General features: G+C 32.0%; 16 protein-coding genes. 12 read left to right on the plus strand and 4 right to left on the minus strand.

The window, feature by feature from the left end; genetic code table 11:
• Positions 1-161 precede the first annotated feature (161 nt).
• The 4 genes from Q0049_RS15180 to Q0049_RS15195 all read left to right on the plus strand — a co-directional run bounded on the left by Q0049_RS15180 (position 162) and on the right by Q0049_RS15195 (position 4225).
• Positions 162-2141 (plus strand): DEAD/DEAH box helicase, encoded by a 1980-nt coding sequence (locus Q0049_RS15180; RefSeq protein WP_298121615.1) that lies wholly within the window; start codon positions 162-164, stop codon positions 2139-2141.
• Positions 2142-2300: 159 nt separating this feature from the next.
• Positions 2301-3068: a carboxypeptidase-like regulatory domain-containing protein gene (locus tag Q0049_RS15185; RefSeq protein ID WP_298121618.1), complete on the plus strand. Its 768-nt coding sequence runs from the start codon at positions 2301-2303 to the stop codon at positions 3066-3068.
• Between the two features lie 395 nt (positions 3069-3463).
• Complete coding sequence (locus Q0049_RS15190) at positions 3464-4018, plus strand: DUF2975 domain-containing protein (RefSeq protein ID WP_298121620.1); 555 nt, start codon at positions 3464-3466, stop codon at positions 4016-4018.
• Positions 4019-4021: 3 nt separating this feature from the next.
• On the plus strand, positions 4022-4225 hold the full coding sequence (locus Q0049_RS15195; protein WP_298121623.1) for a helix-turn-helix transcriptional regulator: 204 nt from the start codon (positions 4022-4024) through the stop codon (positions 4223-4225).
• Positions 4226-4998: 773 nt separating this feature from the next.
• On the opposite strand, the gene Q0049_RS15200 is transcribed toward Q0049_RS15195, so the two are convergent.
• Positions 4999-5655, minus strand: a complete 657-nt coding sequence (locus tag Q0049_RS15200; RefSeq protein WP_298121626.1) for an RNA methyltransferase — start codon at positions 5653-5655, stop codon at positions 4999-5001.
• A gap of 293 nt (positions 5656-5948) precedes the next feature.
• Between Q0049_RS15200 and Q0049_RS15205 the strand changes: the two genes are divergently transcribed.
• From Q0049_RS15205 to Q0049_RS15215, 3 genes are all read left to right on the plus strand, one after another.
• On the plus strand, positions 5949-6641 hold the full coding sequence (locus Q0049_RS15205; RefSeq protein WP_298121629.1) for an NAD-dependent deacylase: 693 nt from the start codon (positions 5949-5951) through the stop codon (positions 6639-6641).
• Positions 6642-6780: 139 nt separating this feature from the next.
• Positions 6781-8124 carry an adenylosuccinate lyase gene (gene purB / locus Q0049_RS15210; RefSeq protein ID WP_298121633.1) on the plus strand — a complete coding sequence of 448 codons (1344 nt, stop codon included), beginning with the start codon at positions 6781-6783 and terminating at the stop codon, positions 8122-8124.
• Between the two features lie 88 nt (positions 8125-8212).
• Entirely contained in the window at positions 8213-10447 is a 2235-nt protein-coding gene (locus tag Q0049_RS15215; protein ID WP_298121636.1) for a cation:proton antiporter, read from the plus strand.
• A gap of 111 nt (positions 10448-10558) precedes the next feature.
• Here Q0049_RS15215 and guaB read toward each other — a convergent pair whose 3' ends face one another.
• The gene (gene guaB, locus Q0049_RS15220) at positions 10559-12031 is read right to left on the minus strand and encodes an IMP dehydrogenase (RefSeq protein WP_298121639.1); all 1473 of its coding nucleotides are present in this window, start codon (positions 12029-12031) and stop codon (positions 10559-10561) included.
• 165 nt (positions 12032-12196) lie between these two features.
• Here guaB and Q0049_RS15225 point away from each other — a divergent pair, with 165 nt between their 5' ends.
• Entirely contained in the window at positions 12197-14689 is a 2493-nt protein-coding gene (locus Q0049_RS15225; RefSeq protein WP_298121640.1) for a cation-translocating P-type ATPase, read from the plus strand.
• Between the two features lie 98 nt (positions 14690-14787).
• Here the strand turns inward: Q0049_RS15225 and Q0049_RS15230 are convergent, their stop codons facing one another.
• The gene (locus Q0049_RS15230; protein WP_298121642.1) at positions 14788-15651 is read right to left on the minus strand and encodes a hydroxymethylglutaryl-CoA lyase; all 864 of its coding nucleotides are present in this window, start codon (positions 15649-15651) and stop codon (positions 14788-14790) included.
• A gap of 209 nt (positions 15652-15860) precedes the next feature.
• Between Q0049_RS15230 and Q0049_RS15235 the strand changes: the two genes are divergently transcribed.
• The gene (locus Q0049_RS15235) at positions 15861-16472 is read left to right on the plus strand and encodes a SatD family protein (protein WP_298121643.1); all 612 of its coding nucleotides are present in this window, start codon (positions 15861-15863) and stop codon (positions 16470-16472) included.
• Entirely contained in the window at positions 16469-17179 is a 711-nt protein-coding gene (locus Q0049_RS15240) for a DUF3307 domain-containing protein (RefSeq protein WP_298121646.1), read from the plus strand. The genes Q0049_RS15235 and Q0049_RS15240 overlap by 4 nt, the downstream gene beginning before the upstream one ends.
• On the opposite strand, the gene Q0049_RS15245 is transcribed toward Q0049_RS15240, so the two are convergent.
• On the minus strand, positions 17162-18199 hold the full coding sequence (locus tag Q0049_RS15245; RefSeq protein WP_298121649.1) for a quinone-dependent dihydroorotate dehydrogenase: 1038 nt from the start codon (positions 18197-18199) through the stop codon (positions 17162-17164). The genes Q0049_RS15240 and Q0049_RS15245 overlap by 18 nt on opposite strands.
• A gap of 93 nt (positions 18200-18292) precedes the next feature.
• Between Q0049_RS15245 and pepT the strand changes: the two genes are divergently transcribed.
• Positions 18293-19546: a peptidase T gene (gene pepT, locus Q0049_RS15250; RefSeq protein WP_298121652.1), complete on the plus strand. Its 1254-nt coding sequence runs from the start codon at positions 18293-18295 to the stop codon at positions 19544-19546.
• 11 nt (positions 19547-19557) lie between these two features.
• The gene (locus tag Q0049_RS15255) at positions 19558-20133 is read left to right on the plus strand and encodes a DUF1801 domain-containing protein (RefSeq protein WP_298121655.1); all 576 of its coding nucleotides are present in this window, start codon (positions 19558-19560) and stop codon (positions 20131-20133) included.
• The last annotated feature ends 62 nt before the right edge of the window (positions 20134-20195 follow it).

Genomic DNA, 20195 nt, shown 5'->3' on the forward strand with positions numbered 1-20195 from the left:
CTTCATGTTTTTCTCAAAAGTACCTGCACAAAAACTCCTGTCTTCCTACTTCAAACTTCCATCTTGCTATCTAAAAATCACAACTTATTGATTATCAATTGAAACCAAATTAGTTTATATCGTTTTTAAAACCTACCTTTGCACCCAATTTAAAATACTTTATGAATAAATTTGAACAATTAGGTCTGAATGAGTCGTTACTGCTGGCGATCAAAGATCTAGGATTTGAGAATCCGTCAGAAGTGCAAGAAAAAGCCATTCCAGTCTTATTGGAAAAAAACACAGACTTAGTAGCTTTAGCACAAACAGGAACAGGGAAAACAGCAGCTTTTGGTTTTCCGCTAATCCAAAAAATCGATGCCGAAGACAGAAGTACACAAGCGTTAATTTTATCCCCAACGCGTGAGCTATGCTTACAAATCACCAACGAGATTAAACAATACTCAAAATATGTAAAAGGTTTACATACAGTGGCAGTTTATGGTGGTGCAAGCATTACAGAACAAGCCCGAGAAATTAAAAGAGGTGCACAAATTATTGTTGCAACTCCAGGAAGAATGCAAGACATGATCAATCGTGGTCTTGTAAACATTAAAAACATCAATTTCTGTATTCTTGACGAAGCAGATGAGATGTTGAACATGGGTTTTTATGAAGACATTGTATCCATTTTATCGGATACTCCAGATGAGAAAAATACTTGGTTATTCTCTGCAACAATGCCTGCAGAAGTAGCAAGAATTGCTAAGAAATTTATGCATGATCCAGCAGAAGTTACTGTTGGAAGCAAAAATTCAGGTTCAGCGACTGTTTCTCACGAATTTTATTGTGTGAATGCACGTGACCGTTATGAAGCATTAAAACGTTTAGCAGATGCTAATCCAGATATTTTTTCTGTAGTTTTTTGTAGAACAAAACGTGATACACAAGCGGTTGCAGAAAAATTAATTGAAGATGGTTACAGTGCTGCTGCATTGCACGGAGATTTATCTCAAGCGCAACGTGATGGCGTTATGAAATCGTTTAGAGGTCGTCAAATTCAAATGCTTGTTGCGACAGATGTTGCAGCTCGTGGAATTGACGTTGATAATATTACTCACGTAGTAAACTATCAATTACCAGACGAAATTGAAACCTATAATCACCGTTCAGGAAGAACTGGTCGTGCTGGTAAATTAGGAACTTCAATTGTAATTATCACTAAAAGTGAGATTCGTAAAATTGCGTCTATCGAAAGAATCATCCAACAAAAATTTCAAGAAAAAACAATTCCTTCTGGAATGGAAATTTGCGAAATTCAATTGTTGCACTTAGCTAATAAAATTAAAGATACTGAAGTTGACCACGAAATAGACAACTATCTTCCTGCAATCAACGAAGTTCTTGATGGTTTAACTAAAGAAGAATTAATTAAGAAAATGGTTTCTGTTGAATTTAATAGATTCATCAACTACTATAAAAAGAAACGAGATTTATCGGGTGAAAAAGGTAGTGAAAGAAGCGAGAGAAGTTCAGAACCAAGAGAAATTAGAGCTGGTGATCCTGTTCGTTATTTCGTAAATATTGGTGCAAGAGACGATTTCGACTGGATGCAATTGAAAGATTTCTTAAAAGAAACATTAGATTTAGGTCGTGACGACGTGTTTAAAGTGGATGTAAAAGAAGGTTTTTCTTTCTTTAATACTGACGGAGAACATACTGATAAAGTAATGTCAGTTCTTAACGGATTTGACCTTAACGGAAGACGTATCAACGTTGAAATTTCTAAAAACGATGGCGGAAGCCGTGAAAGACGTGACCATAACGGAAGAAGTGGTGGCGGTTTCGGTGGCGGAAGAAGTTCAGGTGGTTTTAGAGGTGAAAGAAATTCTAGTGGCGAAAGAAAAGGTTCAGGAAGTTTTGGACCAAGAAGCGATCGTGGCGAAAGAAGTTCAGCTCCAAGACGTGAAGGCGGATTTTCATCAGACAGACCAGCAAAAGAAAGCGGTTTTAGAAGTGAAAGAAGTTCTTCAGCTCCAAGAAGAGAACCAGGTTCAGCTCAAAGAGAAGGTAGTTCTCCAAGACGTTCTGAAGGAAGTTCTGATAGACCTGCAAGTCGTTCTTTTGACAGTGCAAAAACTAGAAGACCTAGAAGAAGTTAAGGATTTAATTTCAAAAATATATAAAACTCCAATTTTGATATTCGAAATTGGAGTTTTTGTTTCAAATCAATTAGGCATTTGTTAATTTTCTTATAATAATTTATAAAACCATTAGATTATCTTAAAGAGTTTTTTACTTTTAAACTTTCAAACAAAAACATGAGATATTTAGTCGCATTTATAATATTATTTTTTACACAAGAAACAATTGCACAAGAAACAAAACCATTAAAAAAAGTTTCTGGAACAATTGAAAGCGTTACTACTTTAATGCCTTTGGCAAACGTTAACATCATTAACATTAACAGAGTTAAAGGAACCACAACCGATTCTAAAGGATATTTTGAAATTGATGCAAATCCATTGGATACTTTACACATCACTTGCGTTGGTTTTACAACTTTAAAAGTTAGAGTCACTACAGATTGGATAAAAAACGGTTCATCTAAAATTCAACTTACAGAAAAATCGATTGCACTTGAAGAAGTAATTGTAAGAAAATATCAATTGACAGGTTATTTAGAAATTGACACAAAGTTAATTCCGGAAATTGAAAATTATCGTTACAGTATTTCTGGTTTACCAAATGCTTATGAAATGGGAGATCGTTCTCCAAAAGCATTCTCAAGAGTCATGAATGCTATTTTTAATCCTGCCGACATGCTTTATAATTTCTTTGGAAACAAACCAAGAGAATTGAAAAAACTTAAAGAAATGCGTAAAGATGATACCGTTAGAAATCTTTTAGAAACCAAATTCGATAGAGAAACTTTAGCTGGTTTATTAGGTATTGATAAAAACGATATTCCAGAAATTTTACAACATTGCAACTACTCACAATCGTTTATAGAAACGGCTAATGATTTGCAAATCATGGATGCAATTAGTCAATGCTATGAAGAATACAAAGTATTGAAGAAAAAATAAGTCATATTTACCTTTATAAAAATCCTTAATCACTAAACCCGATTAAGGATTTTTTTTTATTCAAAATAATTTTTAGTCTTTGATTCAGTATCTATTATTTAATACCAATTATACATATAAAATAGCCCAATCTACTTATTCTTTTTTTCCAATACATCTTCAAAAAATAATTCCGTAACAAAAGCTATGCAATGATTTTTTTCATTGTCTTGAAAAAAAATAACTTCGCATCTTTAGTCTATTTTATATTATAATTGATATAACAAAAAAATCAATAATCTGTGGCAGAATTTTTTCAATAGAAATTTAAATTAAATGTTAAATAATAAATTTTTATTGTTTATCAATAAATTTTTATCTTTATTTGCATCATCAATTTTAAAACTTAATATATTATGGAAATCAAAATTACCACCTCAATGATGTTAAAAATATTGTATATCCTTTCATGGATTATATTTGTAGGCTTGTGTATTGACGCAGGAGGATTTTTATCAAACACCATTTACACTTTATCAGTTAACTCGGATCTTTCAAGCCATTTCTGGAATAAATTAGATTTTTCAGATTTATATAACTACGATTCGGGACAGTTTTTTGCAGTGACAACTTACATTAATATAGTAGCTATATTAAAATGTATTTTGTTTTACTCCATTATAAAAGTATTGCATGACAAACATTTGAATATGAAACAACCTTTTAATCGCGCCATTGGAAGATTCATTTCAATGATGGCTTACATCACGTTGTCTATTGGCTTATTTTCGTCTTGGGGAAAAAGCTATGTTCATTGGTTAGAAACTAAAAATATAAAAATACCAGATGTAGAGTTTCTAAAAATTGATGGCGATGGCGTTTGGTTTTTTATGGGAATTGTGCTTTTAGTTATTGCCCAAATTTTCAAAAAAGGGATTGAATTACAAGAAGAAAACGAACTAACAATATAACTTATGGCAATTACAGTAAACCTCGATGTGATGATGGCAAAACGCAAAATGTCATTAAACGAACTCTCCGAAAAGGTAGATTTAACTTTAGCCAATCTTTCAATACTAAAAACAGGCAAAGCCAAAGCCATACGATTTAGCACACTAGAAGCCATTTGCAAAGCACTCGATTGCCAACCAGGAGATTTGCTTGAATACTCTAAATAAAACTTTAAATCCTTGATTGTAAAAACGATTGAGGATTTTTTTACATTTACAAATGATTTCAAACATTTATAAGTATTAGTATGATGAACATGCCTATATTTATAAGTTAGCAGTAATTTTAAAACAACATCGTCAAATTGGAAATCTTAGTCAACATAATTGGAATCTTGTCAGTATTAGTGGTATTTCCATATATAATTAAGACATATAACAATAAAAAATCAAATCAAAAAGTTGTAGATTTAGAAACTAAACATTTTTTAAAGTTTTACAAAATACTTAATAAAAAATGCTCTATAAAAAGGCTAAGCAGTTTCGCTATCGTAGACAAAAATTTAATGTTTGAAAGGTGCAATATTTTGGTAGAAAACAATTTTATAATTGTTCAAGGAATAAAAACTTTTCCATTAAATAGTATCGTTAGAAATTTTATAATAACCGACAAACCAGAAAATTTGTTAGCAATTTATTCAAGCTGGGAAATAATCAAACCTTTAGAAATTGAAATGAATATCAAAAAAACAGAAATAAAAATTATTTTTAAACCGACAAAATCAATTAGTAACTCAAACTACTCACTGATAATTAGCGATTTAACTAGTATGGAATATGGAATTATTGAAAAGACAAAAAACTACTGCTAAAAGCAGTTTCTCGAAATTGCGGGGTTTGTGATTTATCAGAATTAGTGATTTTTGAAACTAAAATTTGTCTATTTTTGTAAAAAAAGTGTTGAAAATCAACAACTTCATGAAGCGGCGACACATTAAAAATCACTTCCCGTTATAATATCGTTCCTCTATTCTTTTAATATCTTTTATAGAATTTTTAGCCCAATCCAATCGCTTTTCTAGAATTTCGTCATCCGTTAATTGCCAATTGATGTTCGATTGACGCAATCTATTAGTAATATCTTGAATGATAATCGCTGCAGAAACTGAAATATTCAAACTTTCTGTAAAACCAACCATCGGTATTTTCATAAAACCATCAGCTTGTTCAATAACTTCTGGAGAAAGTCCTTCTTTTTCAGTTCCAAAGAAAATGGCACTTCGCTTAGTAATATCAAATTCGTGAATCAAACACGAATCATTATGTGGCGTTGTGGCAATAATTTGATAGCCTTTTTCACGCATTTTATCAATACAACTTTGCACCGAATTAAATCGGTTAACATCAACCCATTTTTGTGCGCCCATGGCAATTTCGGCATCGATTCGTTTACCAAATTTTTCCTCAATAACATTCAATTGCTGAATCCCAAAAACTTCACAACTACGCATTACAGCACTAGTATTGTGCAACTGAAAAACATCTTCCATGGCAATCGTAAAATGATTGGTGCGATTTTTTAACACATTAAGAAATCGCTCTTTTCGGTTATCCGTCAAAAAATCTTCCAAATAGGACAAGTACTCTAAATCGATCATATTCAAAAATATTTCGGCAAAAATAGTAAAACAAGATTTAATAAAACCAATACCTATTTTAGAAGAAATTCACTAATTTTATGCTTCAATTCTAAACATATAAAAACATAGACAATAGCAAGGTAAAAAAGTAGCTACGCTTTTTATAGATTTTATAGACTATGTGAAAAAATAACATTTCTATAAAAATCTATGTTGATTAATAAATTCTATTTTTCTATGTGTTTAAAAACTAAATCAAATTAAAATCTGCGCAAATCCGTTAAATACGTGTCATCTGCGTTCCAATAATTATGAAAAAGAAATTAGTCGTTTTAACCGGTGCAGGTATTTCTGCTGAAAGTGGCATCAAAACCTTTCGTGATGCTGATGGTTTATGGGAAGGTCACGATGTGATGGAAGTCGCTTCGCCTGAAGGTTGGCGCAACAATCAAGAATTAGTTTTAGATTTTTACAATCAAAGACGAAGACAATTGCATCAAGTTCAACCTAATTTAGGACACCAAACTTTAGCCGATTTAGAAAATGATTTTGACATTCATATCATCACTCAAAACGTAGATAATTTGCATGAACAAGCTGGAAGTACAAAAGTTTTGCATCTTCATGGCGAACTTTTAAAAGTACGAAGTATAAAAGATCGTAACTATATTTTAGATTGGACTGGCGATTTAAAAACTGGCGATGTTGATAAAAACGGACATCAACTACGACCACATATTGTTTGGTTTGGTGAAGATGTTCCAGCACTTGAAGAAGCGTTGCAAATTGTTCAATCTGCTGATATCATTGCTGTTATAGGAACTTCATTGCAAGTATATCCTGCAGCTGGATTGATTCATTATGGAAAACCAAATACACCTATTTATTATATTGATCCAAAACCTGCAACGATTTATGAATTGGCTAATCCACTAGAGGTAATTCCTATGAATGCAACCGAAGGTGTTCCGTTTTTGAGAGAAAAATTGTTGAGAAGAGAATAAAGAAAATAGATTTTATAAATAGTCTATTTTCTTTGTTCTATATTCTATATTCTAAAATCGTTTAACTAAATTTGCGTTTTAAAAATAACTAGATTCTGAATCGACCAAGAAGTTTCGGGACAGAATAAACAACAACACAATGCAACTAACAGAATTAAACGCTATTTCGCCAATTGACGGACGATATAGAAGTAAAACCGTTTCCTTATCACCATTTTTTTCGGAAGAAGCTCTGATAAAATATCGAGTTTTAATTGAAGTGGAATATTTTATTGCTTTATGCGAAGCCGATTTACCACAACTTTCAGGTGTAAATAAATCCGTTTTTGATGAGTTACGTAAAATTTATACTCAATTTTCAACCGAAGATGCACTTTGGATAAAAGAAACCGAAAAAACGACGAACCATGACGTAAAAGCGGTGGAATATTTCATCAAAAGTAAGTTTGATGGTTTGGGATTAGAAAAATATAAAGAGTTCATCCACTTCGGATTAACTTCTCAAGACATCAATAATACAGCGATTCCTTTATCAACAAAAGACGCTTTTGAAAAAGTGTATTTACCAAGTTTGATTTCAGTAATTGCAAAATTAAAAGATCTATCTGTAGAATGGGCAGCCGTTCCAATGTTAGCAAGAACACACGGTCAACCAGCTTCTCCTACTCGATTGGGAAAAGAAATTCTAGTTTTCGTAGAACGATTGGAAGAGCAAATGCGTTTGTTATTTAACGTTCCATTTGCAGCAAAATTTGGTGGTGCCACAGGAAATTATAACGCACATCACGTAGCGTATCCAAAAACCGATTGGAAAAAATTTGGAACTGATTTTGTAGAATCTACTTTAGGACTACAACATTCTTTTCCGACAACACAAATAGAACATTACGATCATTTTGCAGCCTTTTTTGATGCTTTAAAACGAATTAATACTATCCTAATTGATTTAGATAGAGATATTTGGACGTATGTTTCAATGGATTATTTCAAACAAAAAATCAAAGCGGGAGAAATTGGTTCATCGGCAATGCCACATAAAGTGAATCCTATTGATTTTGAAAACTCTGAAGGAAATTTAGGAATTGCGAATGCGATTTTCGAGCACCTTTCTGCAAAATTACCTATTTCAAGATTACAACGTGATTTGACCGATAGTACCGTTTTAAGAAACATAGGCGTTCCAATGGGACATACTTTAATTGCCTTTGAAGCAACTTTGAAAGGGTTGAATAAATTGGTTTTAAACGAGGTTAAATTTGAAGAAGATTTGGAGAAAAACTGGGCTGTTGTAGCTGAGGCAATTCAAACGATTTTACGTCGTGAAGGCTATCCAAATCCTTATGAAGCATTAAAAGACTTAACTCGAACCAATACTGTCATCAATAAAGAAGCAATTCATAATTTCATACAAACTCTAAATGTTTCTGATGAAATCAAAGTAGAATTAATGCAGATTAGTCCAAGTAATTATTTGGGAATTTAATCCTATTTTTTGTTATAATTTCTCTAAATCTGCTTTAGTCTCTTTGATTAAAGCAGATTTTTTGTTATTTTAGTAAAAATTCAAATGTATGCCACACTTTTTAGCAGCATCAGCGGTTCATTTACCCAATTTAATTAGTGATTTAGGTTTAATCCTAATTACTGCTGCTATTGCTGTATTATTGTTTAGAATTTTAAAACAACCCTTAGTTTTAGGATATCTTGTTGCAGGATTTTTAGCTGGTTCTGAGTTTGATTTTTTCCCTACAGTTCAAGATGTCAATAGTGTAAAAGTTTGGGCAGAAATTGGAGTCATATTTCTCTTATTTAGTTTAGGATTAGAGTTCAGTTTTAAAAAACTAATGAAAGTTGGCGGAACGGCTTCTATAACTGCGCTTACACAAATAATTGCCATGGTTACCATTGGTTTTTTTGTTGGTCAATTGATGGATTGGAATAAAATGAATAGCATTTTTCTTGGGGTAATTCTATCTATTTCGTCAACAACTATAATTCTAAAAACCTTTGATGAACTTGGTGTAAAATCACAAAAATTTGCAGGAAACGTAATTGGTTCCTTAATCGTACAAGATATCATTGCCATTTTAATGATGGTTTTACTTTCAACGATTGCTGTAAGTCAGCAATTTTCTGGTATGGAATTGGTTTTATCGGTATTAAAACTGGTTTTCTTTTTGACTATTTGGTTTGTGGTAGGCATCTTTTTTATTCCAACATTACTACAAAAAGCTAAACATTTATTGACCGATGAAATGATGTTGATTATTTCGTTAGCACTTTGTTTGTTAATGGTAATTTTTGCTGCAAACGTTGGCTTTTCTCCTGCGCTTGGAGCTTTTATTATGGGTTCAATTATTGCCGAAACCACACAAGCGGAACACATTGAACATCTTGTAAAACCTGTAAAAGACTTATTTGGTGCTGTTTTCTTTGTATCGGTTGGAATGTTAATCAATCCTGATACATTGGTAGAATACGCCTTACCTGTTGCTATTTTAACGTTGGTTGTAATCTTCGGGCAATCAATAAGTTCTACAATTGGTTCATTGTTATCTGGACAACCTTTAAAACAATCCATTCAAGCTGGAATGAGTTTGTCTCAAATTGGTGAATTCTCTTTCATCATAGCCACTTTAGGAACTACGTTGAAAGTTACCAATGATTTTTTATATCCTATTGTAGTTGCAGTTTCAGCGATTACAACATTTACAACGCCTTTCATGGTGAAATTTGCCGAACCTTTTTCTATTTTTATTGAGAAAAAATTACCTAAAAAATGGGTAAAAAGAATACAGCTTTATAGTGCCAATACTGAGGAAATCAAATCGTTAAGCAATTGGCAAATTGTATTGCGAAGTTATTTGACGCAAGTAGTTCTCCATTCCATTATTATTGTTGCAATTATTCTACTTTCTTCAACTTATATTTTGCCATTAGTGCAAGATTCTAAAGCTGGAAATGTTATTGCAGCTTTAATTACAGTAGTTATTTTATCGCCTTTTTTATGGGCATTGTCCTTACGAAGAGTTGCGGTAAAACATGTTCAAATCTTAATGGAAGAGAAAAAACATCAAGGTCCAATTATTATGTTAGTACTTTTTAGAATCGCGCTTTCACTATTTTACATTGGATTTATTTTAAATACTTTTTTCTCCTCAGGTATTGCATTTATTGCTTTTTTAATTGCTATTGCGACATACATTTTATTTCCAAAGAAATTACATGCTATTTATCATAAAATTGAACATCATTTCATAAGTAATTTGAATGATCGCGAAATCAAAAAAGAAAATAAAAGACAAAAAACTTTGTCACCTTGGGACGGACACATGACCGAATTTGAAATAGCAAAAGAATCGAATTTGGCTGGAAAAACGCTCGAAGAATTAAAAATTAGAGAACAATTCGGAATAAACATTGCATCGATAAAAAGAGGTGAAGTTGTTATAAATATTCCTATCAGAACGGAAAGACTTTTTCCAGGCGATGAGATAAGTGTTATTGGAACTGACGAACAAGTAAAAGAATTCAAAATTTACTTGGATAAAAACGAAATTGATGTAGCCGAACAAGCTGTGGAAAGGGATATTATACTTCAAAAACTGGAACTAAAAAATCGAGTTTGCATTGGAAAAAGTATTCGTGAATCACAAATTAGAGAAAAAACGCACGGCATCATTGTTGGAATAGAACGCAACGGAAAACGAATCCTGAATCCGGAATCTCATTTAGTTTTAGAAGATAGCGATATCCTTTGGATTGCTGGTGAAAAGAAAAAAATTGCGGAGTTTCTGAAGGCTTAAAAAACCATTAAGCAAATTAGAATACATTAAGTTTTCTTTAAATTCTTAATTACCTTAACTTTCTTAATGATTTAAATTATTAAGTTTCCTTCATAACAACAACTTAAAAAACTACCTTGAATAATTCGGAGCTTCTTTAGTAATGGTCACATTATGTGGATGACTTTCTCCAATTCCGCTAGTAGTGATTCTAACAAATCTTCCTGTTTCTTGTAGCGTTGGAATATCTTTAGCACCACAGTAACCCATTCCGGCACGAAGTCCACCAACAAATTGTTGCATGCTTTCATTTAATTCACCTTTGTATGGAACACGTCCTACAATTCCTTCTGGAACTAATTTCTTAATATCGTCTTCAACGTCTTGGAAATATCGGTCTTTTGAACCTTCTTGCATGGCTTCAACTGAACCCATTCCTCTATACGATTTGAATTTTCTTCCTTCAAAAATAATGGTTTCTCCCGGTGATTCTTTTGTTCCTGCCAAAAGTGAACCAAGCATGACGCAATCAGCTCCAGCAGCAATTGCCTTAGGAATATCTCCTGTATAACGAATTCCGCCATCAGCAATAACTGGAACACCTGAACCTCTCAAAGCAGCAGCAACTTCTAAAACTGCTGAAAATTGCGGAAATCCAACTCCTGCAACAACTCTTGTAGTACAAATTGAACCTGGACCAATTCCGACTTTTACACCATCGGCACCACTTTCTACTAAATACAAAGCGGCTTCGGCAGTGGCAATATTTCCGACAATTACATCAAGATTTGGAAATTTTGCTTTAACCAATTTTAATACATCAACTACTCCTTTTGTGTGTCCGTGAGCCGTATCAATAATTACTGCATCAACTCCTGCATTTACTAAAGCAGTCGCTCTTTCTACAGCATCGGCAGTAACTCCTAATGCAGCTGCAACTCGAAGACGACCAAATTTATCTTTATTAGCAACAGGTTTTTGTGCCAACTTAGTAATATCTCTAAACGTAATTAATCCAACTAATTTATTATTGGTATCAACTACTGGTAGTTTTTCAATTTTATTTTGTTGTAAAATTCCTTCCGCTTCTTGCAAAGTTGTTCCTTCGGCAGCGGTAACTAAGTGTTCCGAAGTCATAACTTCCAAAATGGAGCGAGAATTTATTTTTTCAAAACGTAAATCTCTGTTAGTAACAATTCCTTTTAAAATTCCATTTTCATCTACTACAGGAATTCCACCAATTCCGTGTTCTTTCATCAACATTTTAGCATCACCTACAGTAGAATTTAAAGGTAATGTTACTGGATCAATAATCATTCCAGCTTCAGCACGTTTTACTTTTCTGACTTTTGCTGCTTGTTGCTCAATGGTCATGTTTTTGTGCAAAACACCAATTCCACCTTCTTGTGCCATTGCAATTGCCATAGAACTTTCGGTAACTGTATCCATTGCTGCAGAAACAATAGGAACATTCAACGAAATATTTCTAGATATTTTCGATTGAATATTGACTTCTCGTGGTAAAACTTCTGAATAGTTTGGAATTAGCAGAACATCGTCATAGGTTAAACCTTCTCCAACGATTTTAGTTGTGTGTGCTTTCATGTTGCAATTTGTAGTTGTAGTTAAATTGCGTGCAAATATAGTAAAAAGTACGAAGTTAGAAGTTGGAAGTCAGAAGTTTTTTCAAAATCTAAAATTTATATCCCTTAGAAATGATTTTAATCCAATAAAAATGATTAACTTAGTATAACTTCTTAATTCATTTTTATGACAGATTCCAAAGATAAAATTTCAGGACTATCAAATGATGAAGTTACTTCCTCAAGAGCTAAAAACGGCACCAATTCATTAGAACATCAAGAAAAAAATCATTTTTTGATGTCTTTATTAGAAATGGTTAAAGAACCAATGTTTTTATTATTGGTAGCAGCTGCAAGTATTTACTACATTTCTGGCGATTATGGTGATGGAATTTTTATGACGGTAGCCATATTTTTAGTGGCTGCAATTTCTCTCTTTCAAGAAGCACGTAGTAGAAATGCTATCGAAACTTTAAAAAAACTGTCACAACCGAAAAGCAAAGTCATACGAAATAATGAATTAATTGAAATTCCGAGTGAAGATATTGTCCTTGGAGATTTCATTCAAGTGGAAGAAGGAACGTTTATTCCTGCTGATGCAATTATTGTCCAATCGAATGATTTTTCGGTTAATGAATCTATTTTGACTGGCGAATCCTTATCGATTTTTAAAAATGAAACTTCTGAAAACAAAACTATTTATCAAGGAACAACAGTCGCTACTGGTTTAGCAATTTGTGAAGTTATTGCTATTGGTAATCAAACTAATCTGGGTAAAATTGGTAAAAGCATTGCAACAATCGTAGAAGAAAAAACACCATTACAAATACAAATCAACAATTTTGTAACTAAAATGTCGGTCATTGGTTTAGTTATTTTCATAATTGTTTGGGCAATAAACTATTATCATTCAAAAGTTGTTTTAGATAGTTTATTGAAAGCTTTAACCATTGCCATGAGTGTAATTCCTGAAGAAATTCCAGTCGCTTTTGCTTCATTTATGGCACTTGGAGCGTGGCGATTAATGAAAATGGGAATCATTACTAAACAAACTAAAACGGTCGAAACTTTGGGAAGCGCCACCGTAATTTGTACTGACAAAACGGGAACAATTACGGAGAATAAAATGAGTTTGGCTCAATTGTATGTTTTCAAAACGGATGCTATTATTGATACAAAAGAAAAAATAAGTCCTGAAGCTGAAGAAGTTTTAAATTATGCGATGTGGTCGAGTGAACCGATTCCGTTTGACGCCATGGAAATTGCCATTCATGAAGCTTACGCAAAATTACAATCGGTTGATGAACGACCAAATTTCAAATTGGTTCACGAATATCCTTTGGGTGGAAAACCTCCTATGATGACACATGTTTTTGAAGATTCCAATGGTAAAAAAATCATCGCAACTAAAGGCGCACCAGAAGCAATTATTGAAGTAAGTCATTTGTCAGAAATCGAGAAACAAAAGATTTTGTTGGCCATGGAAAAGATGACAAATGAAGGTTATCGTGTTCTAGGTGTTGGAGTAACCGATTTTTCTGGAACAAATTATCCAAAAACACAACAAGAATTTAAATTTACTTTTCAAGGTCTAGTTGCCTTTTATGATCCACCAAAAGCTAATATTCAAGAAGTATTTCAAACGTTTTATGATGCCGGAATTCAATTAAAAATAGTTACTGGAGATAATGCTCAAACCACTTCAACCATTGCTAAACAAATTGGTTTTAAAGATGCCGATAAAATTTTGAATGGTGATGAATTAATGACGATGGACGAAGCAACATTGAAAGTAAAAGTGATGGAAACTGCTATTTTTACACGAATGTTTCCCGAAGCTAAGTTGAAAATTATTCAAGCATTAAAAGATAATAATCAAATTGTAGCCATGACTGGTGATGGTGTAAATGATGGTCCAGCTTTAAAATCGGCGCATATTGGAATTGCAATGGGTAAAAAAGGAACCGAAATTGCAAAGCAAGCTGCTAATCTAATTTTGATTGATGACGATTTTGCAAAAATGACCGACGCTATCGCCATGGGAAGAAAGATTTATGTAAACCTGAAAAAAGCTATTCAATATATAATTTCTATTCATATTCCAATTATAATGATTGTGTTTATTCCATTAGCATTGGGTTGGATATATCCTAACATCTTTACACCAGTACATATTATCTTTTTGGAAATAATCATGGGTCCAACTTGTTCCATCATTTATGAAAACGAACCTATGGAACGCAATTTAATGCTCCAAAAACCAAGACCTTTGACTACTACTTTTTTTAATTTAAAAGAGATTACAATTAGTATTATTCAAGGATTGATAATTACTCTAGGCTTATTGTTTATGTACCAATATTGTGTTCAAAATGATTTTACGGAAAGCTACACACGAACCTCTATTTTCTTGACATTGATTGCTTCAAACATTTTTCTTACTTTGGAAAATCGCTCGTTTTATTATTCAATTTTTACAACAATTTATTATAAAAATAATTTGGTTTTGATGATTGTTGGAGTAACACTAATTCTCACTTCACTCCTACTTTTTGTGCCAATCTTTTCTAAATTCTTTTTGTTTGAAATGGTTGATTATAAACAAATTGGATTTAGTATTTTGATTGCCTTTGTTTCAGTAATATGGATTGAGTTTTATAAGTTGTTTAAAAGATGTTGATTTTTTGGACACGAATTTCACGAATTAGATTACTTTGAAATTACACGAATTACAAATAACTGAAAACCGAAAACTGAGAACTGACAACTAAAAATTTCTTAATGAAACTCACCAAATAATCTTGAAGCCACGTTGTAAGCGCTTTCAAAACTCATTGGGCTAGTATTGGTATCGGCTTTTTGTTGGGTAAAATAAGACAACATTTTCTCAGTTGGCATGTTGCCTGTTAAATCGTCTTTTGCCATTGGACAACCTCCAAAACCTTGAATTGCTCCATCATAACGACGACAACCTGCTTTGTAAGCCGCATCAATCTTTTCGTGCCATTTGTCTGGAGTGGTGTGCAAATGTGCTCCAAATTCGATGTTTGGATATTTTGGAATTAAATTCGAAAACAGATAATCTATAACTTCTGGTGTTGAACTTCCAATAGTATCAGAAAGGGATAAAATTTTCACACCCATATTGGCTAATTTTTCGGTCCACTCGCCTACTATTTCTACATTCCATGGATCACCATAAGGATTACCAAAACCCATTGAAATATAGGTTACTACTTCTTTATTGGACTTATCTGCAATGTTCAAAATCTCTTGTAAAGTGACTAAGCTTTCAGCAATGGTTTTGTGGGTATTTCGCATTTGGAAATTCTCTGAAATCGAAAATGGAAACCCTAAATACTGTATTTCTTTATGAACCGAAGCTAATTCAGCACCTTGTGTGTTAGCAATAATGGCAAGTAATTTACTTTTCGTTTGCGACAAATCAAGTTGCGCTAAAACCTCAGCCGTATCAATCATTTGCGGAATGGCTTTTGGTGAAACAAAACTTCCAAAATCAATTGTATCAAAGCCAACACGAAGTAAGGCCTGAATATAATCCGCTTTTCGTTCCGTTGGAATGAAAGGTTTTATGCCTTGCATGGCATCACGTGGACATTCTATGATTTTTATTTTCTCCATTTGTTGTCAAAGATACTAAAGAAATCGTTTTTACGAAATCGTTTTTTATAAAGAAGTAAAATTTAATTATTACACTTTTTGGTAATAATTTAAAATATTACGTATTTTGGTAATAATTACAAATATTACGTAAATCGGTAATAAATTGAATTATTACGTATTTTGGTAATAATTGTTGTTTTATTAAAAATATTTATTACATTTGACTTATGATTGTGATACTTACAGGCGATATTATCAACTCAAGAAAAGTTCCTTCTAAAAAATGGATGGATGACTTAAAAGCTATATTCCAATCGATTGGAAAATCTCCAAACGATTGGGAAATCTATCGTGGTGATGAGTTTCAACTGGAAATCAAGACTATAGAAGACGCTTTAACAATTGCTTTTCAAATTAAAGCTTTTTTTAAATCCATCGATTTAGATGTTAGAATGAGTTTAGGATTTGGAGATAAAACACATAAAGCAAGAAAAATTACTGAAAGTAATGGAAGTGCTTTTATTCGTTCTGGAGAAACATTTGAAACTTTAAAAAAGCAAAAAATCAATTTAGCCATCAATTCTGGAAATGCTGAATTTGACGAAGAATTGAATTTAATGCTAAATTTAAGCCTGTCCTTTATGGATCATTGGCTACAACAATCAGCTGAATTTGTTTTGGTTGCTATTCAAAATCCAACACTTTCTCAAGAAGAAATTGGAGTAAAATTAGGAATAAATCAAGCAGCGGTAAGCCGAAGACAAAAACGTTCTAATTATGAATTGATGATGCAAGTAGATCGTTATTTTAGAAAAAAAATAAAATCACTTGAAATATGATTGTATTTGTAAAATTGCTTTTAGCACATTTAATCGGTGATTTTTTATTGCAACCAACTTCTTGGGTTATTGATAAAGAAACTAAGAAACATCGCAGTGTTTACCTGTATTTACACACACTTTTACATTTCATTTTAGCTTGGTTGTTAGTTGGCAAAACAACATTTGTTTGGTTTGCTTTGGGTTTAGCGATTATACATGGCTTTATAGATTTTTTGAAGTTATATTTTCAGAATAAAAAGACACAACGACTATGGTTTTCTGTAGATCAAATTTTGCATTTACTTGTTATTATTGCAGTTACATTAATTTATAACAATACTACAATAGATTTTACAAGTTTTGGAAATCAATTTTGGATTACCATTACAGGTTTCATTTTATTGACAAAACCAACCTCAATAATCATTAAAAATATCATTTCTATTTGGACACCTGAGAATAAAACTAATGATGATTCACTACAAAATGCCGGAAATTATATTGGAATTTTAGAACGCCTTTTTGTGTTCTGCTTTATTTTAACAGGTCATTTTGAAGCTATTGGTTTTTTATTAGCTGCAAAATCAATCTTCCGATTTGGAGATTTGAAAGAAGCAAAAGACCGAAAACTTACCGAATATGTCCTAATTGGAACATTATTAAGTTTCGGAATAGCTTTGTTGATTGGACTTTTAGTACAAGCAGGTTTAGGATTTTTTCTTTAAAATTGCCTTATTTATTTCCTTCACTAATTTTGGACCTTCATAAATAAAACCAGTGTAAAGTTGGATTAAACTTGCACCAGCCTCTAATTTTTCGATGGCATCTTGAGCAGAATGAATTCCGCCAACACCAATAATTGGAAATGATTTATTACTTTTCTCAGATAAAAATCGAATGACTTCTGTAGAACGATTCGTCAATGGTTTTCCAGATAATCCGCCAGTTTCTGATTTATTTTCAGATAGCAAACCTTCTCTTGAAAGCGTTGTATTAGTCGCAATTACACCTGCAATTTTGGTTTCGTTTACAATATCAATAATATCTAAAAGTTGAGAATCAGTTAAATCTGGAGCAATTTTAAGAAGAATTGGTTTAGCACTTCGACTACGCTCAGTATGAATAGCCAAATTCCTATTTTGAAGTGTTGTTAAAAGTTCTGTCAATGGCTTTTTATCTTGCAATTCACGAAGATTTGGTGTGTTTGGCGAACTTACATTCACTACAAAATAATCTACATAATCGAAAAGTGCTTCGAAGCAAATTTCGTAATCTTGAGTGGCATTTTCATTTGGCGTAAGCTTATTTTTACCAATGTTTCCACCAATCAAAACATCTTTATTCTTCTTTAATCTTTCAACAGCTTCTTGAACGCCACCATTATTAAAACCCATTCTGTTAATAATTGCCGAATCTTCTTTTAATCGGAATAATCTTTTTTTAGGATTTCCTTCTTGTCCGACTGGCGTTAACGTACCAATTTCAATAAATCCGAAACCGAAGTTGGAAAGTTCTTTGTACAAAACTGCATTTTTATCGAAACCTGCAGCTAATCCAACAGGATTTGGAAATTTTAAACCAAAAACTTCGGTTTCTAATCGTTTGTCGTTTACTAAATATAATGATTTGAAAAGTGAGGAGAATCCTGGAATTTTAGATAAAAATCGGATTAAAGAAAAGGTAAAATAGTGAACTTTTTCAGGATCAAATTGAAAAAGGATTGGACGAATTAGTAATTTGTACATTTTGTTGTAGTTGTGTTTTGCAAAAGTAAATAAATTGAAGAATATATAATGTATTGAATTTGTATATTTGCTTAATTAAATTCAATTAAAATCATGCAAAATATTATTGATCGTTTTATCAGTTATGTCATTATCGATACAGAATCTGATGCCAATTCAAATACAACTCCTAGTACAGAAAAGCAATTAGTTTTAGCAAATTTATTAGTGAAAGAACTTAACAATATTGGTTTAACCGAAGTAAGCATTGATGAAAATGGTTATGTGATGGGAACACTACCAAGTAACGTTGATCATGAAGTTCCAACAATTGGATTTGTCTCTCATTATGATACTTCACCAGATTTTACTGGAAAAGACGTAAAACCTCAAATTATTGAAAACTATGATGGTGGTGATATTGTTTTGAATAAAGAACATAACATCATTCTTTCACCAAGTTACTTTAAAGATTTATTACTTTATAAAGGACAAACTTTAATCACAACGAATGGTTTAACACTTCTTGGTGCTGATGACAAAGCTGGATTGACAGAAATTGTTACAGCTATGGAATATTTAGTGCAACATCCTGAAATTAAACATGGTAAAATTAGAGTTGGATTTACTCCAGATGAAGAAATTGGTCGTGGTGCCGATATTTTTGATGTAGAAAAATTTGGAGCAAAATGGGCATACACGATGGATGGAAGTCAGATTGGTGAATTAGAATATGAAAACTTTAATGCAGCTGGAGCCAAAATAACTTTTAAAGGAAAAAGCGTCCATCCAGGATATGCGAAAGGAAAAATGATTAACTCAATGCTTATTGCAAATAAATTTATTAGCAAACTTCCTAAAAATGAAATTCCACAAGAGACTCAAGATTATGAAGGTTTTTATCATGTAACTCAAATTTTAGGCAGTTTAGAAGACACTAAACTAGAGTTGATTATTCGTGATCATAGCATGAAAAAATTTGAAAAACGCAAAAAGAAAGTTGAAAAAATTATTTCAAAAATCAATAAGAAATATGCTAAACAATTTGGCGAAGACATTTGTGTTCTAGAAATAAAAGACCAATACTACAACATGAAAGAAAAAGTGGAACCAATGATGTATATTGTTGATTTAGCAGAAAAAGCGATGAAACAACTAGGCATCAAACCACTCATAAAACCAATTCGTGGTGGAACTGATGGTTCAAGATTATCCTATATGGGTTTACCTTGCCCGAATATTTTTGCCGGTGGACATAATTTTCATGGAAAGTATGAATATGTTCCAGTTGAAAGTATGCAAAAAGCGGTTGATGTTATTGTAAAAATTGCTGAATTAACTGCTTCTACAGATTTTTCTAAGAAATAGTTTAATTTAAAATGGAAGAAAAAAAAAGCTGGAATAGTAATGATTTATGGGAAGACGAATTAGAAATTTTAAAATCCATAATAAACAAAACAGAACTTGTTGAAACTACAAAATGGGGTGGAATTGTATACACAGTAAACAATAAAAATGTCGTTGGAATTGGTGGTTTTAAAAGCTTTTTTACGATTTGGTTTTTTAATGGAGTTTTTCTAAAAGATGAACTTAATATTTTAGTCAATGCCAATGAAGGAGTTACAAAATCGCTTCGTCAATGGCGATTTTCTTCAAAAAATGATATTAACGAAAATCAAATTCTAACTTATATAAATGAAGCAATAGAGAACGAAAAAGAAGGTAAATCAATAAAACCAACTAAAAAAGAGAGAATAATTTGTCCTTTTTTAGATACTGAATTAAAATCTGATAAAGAACTTTCAATAGCTTTTGAAAACTTTACACTATCAAAACAAAATGAATTTTTAGAATACATCGAAACTGCAAAACAAGAAAAAACTAAGATTACTCGTTTTGAAAAAATCAAACCTATGATTCTACAAAATATTGGTTTGAATGATAAATACCGATAAAATTATCTGAAAATAAAAATCCCAAACTCTAAAAATTTAGAATTTGGGATTTTTTATTTTAT

Source organism: Flavobacterium sp. (genome assembly GCF_027484205.1).
Lineage (GTDB): Bacteria > Bacteroidota > Bacteroidia > Flavobacteriales > Flavobacteriaceae > Flavobacterium.